The following is a 2,414-nucleotide window of genomic DNA, read 5'->3' on the forward strand; positions in this document are numbered from 1 at the left end:
GTTCCGCTACGCTTAAAAGCCCGTTTGTAATAGCTTCACACGCTTCAATTTTGGTTCTAGGTAAATTATTGGGTGTACATAGTTCACGCTTGTTCAAAGGGTCATTAGGGTCTTTTAACTGGTAATGATCGTTTACTAAGTCTTTCCAAGCGTTTAAACGTGGACGGTCTGCCTTGTCATAATATGGCTGTAGGCGTTTTCCGCTATGCAATTCCACATTGGCAACGACAAAATTTAATTCCAGGCGGTCTTTATCCTGGTGCTGTACCCATAAAATTGAATATTGGTCTTTATCTAGTCCAGGAAGTAATGCACGTTCAAAGCTATCCATGATCTGTTGCTTTTGGTGTTCATCTAAATCACGCTCGGCAAACGATAAAACGCCAGACGTATATTTCTGAGCAAAGTTAGTGCTATCAATCAGCTGAATCATTTGTTCAGGGTCGCCACGGTCTAGCCTTGCGTCTTCCCGATCTCGGTCTTTGCCAAGTAAATAATCAACGGGCCCACAGCCACCACCCACACCACGACTATGTATTTTTATGATCATCGTGCAATCTCTGTAATTCTCGCTCTACGCCTGCTAAAGCAGTAATAACAGCAATTCGGTCTATCGCAGAATTAGCTTTGCTCTGTTGATTCATGATTCTGGCAATCTGGTTCAGGTTATTACCAATACTTGCAAGTTGTCTGAGTAACTGAGGATCTACTTCGCGGATCTGATTACGTTTTGGCTGTTTTTCACCTAAGCAAGTTTCACGCATCCAACTAGCTAGACTGGCTTTAGTGCATAGCTTCAAAAGCTTTTCATGTTCTTCATCCGTCAAACGGATTTTGATTTCCTTCTGTCTTTTCACTACGTCTTGTTTTGTCATGACTAAATCCAATCCTCGGCGGTAACCGGACAAAGGGAAAATCTATGATTTTTTCTTTGGGCGGTTTTCGGGGGTGTCGGGGGTGAAGCCCCTGATCCAGTGCCACAAAAGGGAATCTTCAAGCGAAGCGAAGAAAGTCCCCTTTGTGTGTGCTGGCTAATCACAATAGCATGTTGATCTAGCGCAGGCAAGATTCGTCAGAATATTGGCTGCCTGATCAAAGGCTATCTGGGATTAGGCCCGTATTTAATTAGTCGTTACAAGATTATGGACAATCGCAAGCGAACATCAAAACTGGTCTGTGAATAAGGCTTATGGACAAGTTGTGGAAAAGCATAGCTGTACCACAACTTGCCCACAAGCTTATATCACAGGTTTTGATTTTGCCCACAACCACCCGACGCCCATAGACATAGAAGTTAAAAATCTAAAAAGAGAATGTTTATTAGTCATGGTGAGCAATATTGCTTCGCAATCTTGCTTGGATATATAGGGAACAGGCGCCAGAGAACAGACCCCATACTGATAGCTATTTGGAAAAACAGATTTCTGCTTTAGACCCGGCTTAACTGCTACTGATTTTCTGTTTTTCTGAATGCGGCTTTTATGCTTCTTAATTAGCGCATAGACAGTAGATTTAGACAGTTGAGTAGTATTTACAATCTCAGCAACAGATAAGCCTTTGCGATGCAGCGAGAGGGCTTTTCTGCGTTGTTTTGCGTATGACTTACCTTTTGCTGCTCCACCTTTTCTTCCTAACTGTTTTGCGATCTTGCGTAGCACATCGTTAGTGTTTTCAGAGTAGCTATAACGCTCATAACAAAAACGGGTAATACTCCGGCAGATTTCACGCACTTCACGCTCAACCAGTGGCGTTTTGCACTTCTCAAGATTGAGTTTATTCATGAAATCAAACAAGCAAGACATAAACTGGCGTTTTGTCCAGTCCTCGCCATGTTTGAAATACAACTTATAAGCGTGATGCCGTACTGTTTCAAACAGCCAATTGTTACGCTCCCCTACTGTTATATTTTTGCTTAATTTGACCGCTTTCGCTGAATTTGGAGTGAATAGCATAGGGCGTATCACTGGACGCTCATATATACGTGTGATTCTCGCAAGTTCAGCAAGCTGATACGGCTGTACTCGCATAGTAGATACTCGCCACATGCTGCTATGCGGATTTTTGGCGACTGAATTTCTATGTGCAAAATCACCGTTTAGAAGCTCTTTAAGGCGTGTTTTTACTGCATTCAATAGCACAACCGCTTTCTTGCTATAGCGTTTATTTTTTTCATCAATGCAGACTGAATTTCGCAGACAGTAATAGAGCTGAACGTGTCCGTTTACAGGGTTTTTGACAATCAGATTAGGCAAAGGTAAATCAGGGTTTAATTTGATTATTTCCTCGATACTGGCTGCTACATTGCTATCAATATCAATAACAAAAGTACCAAGCCAAAACTCTGACGCATATCGGAGATAACCATATTGCGAACGCTCACTTGGTGTAATGAAATCAAAATGATCTCTCTCTCT

Annotated in this window: 3 protein-coding genes; all 3 read right to left on the minus strand. The window is 42.0% G+C overall.

The genetic code is table 11. From position 1 onward, the window contains the following. Positions 1–550: relaxase/mobilization nuclease domain-containing protein (locus tag FTV43_RS15030; protein ID WP_179995797.1), on the minus strand; the 550-nt coding region annotated here is incomplete at its 3' end. After that, entirely contained in the window at positions 531–875 is a 345-nt protein-coding gene (gene mobC, locus FTV43_RS15035) for a plasmid mobilization relaxosome protein MobC (RefSeq protein ID WP_110393193.1), read from the minus strand. The genes FTV43_RS15030 and mobC, both read right to left, overlap by 20 nt. 363 nt (positions 876–1,238) lie before the next feature. Then, a partial coding sequence (locus FTV43_RS15040) for a replication initiation protein (protein WP_179995798.1) occupies positions 1,239–2,414 on the minus strand: 1,176 nt, incomplete at its 5' end.

This window comes from Acinetobacter sp. YH16053 (assembly GCF_013417035.1).
Classification (GTDB): Bacteria; Pseudomonadota; Gammaproteobacteria; order Pseudomonadales; family Moraxellaceae; genus Acinetobacter; species Acinetobacter towneri.